Raw genomic sequence first — 1,197 nt, forward strand, 5'->3', positions numbered from 1 at the left:
GACGGGGACCGGGCGCTTGCGGAGGAACTGGGGAAGCGCTTGACAAAAACGCAGCTTGTGCGCACAATAGAGCTCATGAAACAATACCGGCGAGAGTGCGGCTACAACGTGGGTCCCGGCCATGTGCTGGGGGCCCTGGCCGNTGAATTGGAGGAGTTATTTTGACTGAAGTCATCAGCGTCCGCTTTCGGGGCGGCAGCAAGACCTATTTCTTCGACCCCAAGGGCATCCAGGTCCGCATGGGGGAGAATGTCATCGTCCAGACCGCCCAGGGCCTGGAGTTTGCCACCTGCACCCAGGNGAATCACGAGGTGGCAGACGAGGCCATCGTCAAGCCCCTCAGCGCCATTGTCCGCCGGGCCACGGAAAACGACNTCCGGGTGGTGGAGTACAACCGGAAACGGGAGCGGGACGCCTTCGACATCTGCGAGGGCAAAATCGCCGACCATGGCCTGGAGATGAAGCTGGTCAACGTCTCCGTGGGCTTTGACAGCAACAAGATCGTGTTCTATTTCACCGCCGACGGGCGGGTGGACTTCCGGGAGCTGGTCCGGGATTTGGCTTCTGTCTTCCGGGCGCGGATTGAGCTCAGGCAGATCGGTGTCCGGGACGAGGCGAAGATGATCGGGGGCCTTGGCATCTGCGGGCGGCCCTTCTGCTGCTCCCAGTTTTTGGACGGGTTTATGCCGGTTTCCATCAAGATGGCCAAGACCCAGAATTTGAGCCTGAACCCCACCAAGATCTCCGGCACCTGCGGGCGGCTGATGTGCTGCCTCAAGTACGAGCAGAACGCCTATGAGGACGCCGCCAAGCGGATGCCCAAGCTGGAGTCCTTCGTCCAGACCCCCGACGGGCCGGGCAACGTGAAGGGCGTGGAGCTGCTGCGGGAGCGGGTGAAGGTCAGCCTGGACAGCGGGCCGGAGAATTTGAAGACCTACCGGGCCTGTGAGATCCAGGTCCTCCGCAACGGCAAGGGCAGCCGGGAGGGCATTGAGATTCCCGAGCGCACCGCCCGCTTTGTGGAGGAGCGGGAGGAGGAGCTGATTCAGCCCGTGTTCTCCACCTCCTATTACACCGACGACCACCTGGCGGAGGCCCCCCGCCGGGAGAAGATGAGCATCGAGGGAAGCGACACCGGAAAACCCCGCCACCGCCACCGGGGCGGACGCCGCCGGAGCGCCCCCCGTCCCGAGGGAC

1 pseudogene is annotated in these 1,197 nt (G+C 63.6%); it reads left to right on the forward strand.

Going from position 1 to position 1,197, the window contains the following annotated elements:
• Window positions 1-161: 161 nt before the first annotated feature.
• Window positions 162-986: pseudogene (locus JX325_RS17235) on the forward strand (stage 0 sporulation family protein); the annotation flags it as partial.
• Window positions 987-1,197: the final 211 nt, after the last annotated feature.

Origin of the sequence: Oscillibacter sp. CU971 (genome assembly GCF_905219725.1) — a bacterium.
Lineage (GTDB): Bacteria > Bacillota > Clostridia > Oscillospirales > Oscillospiraceae > Oscillibacter.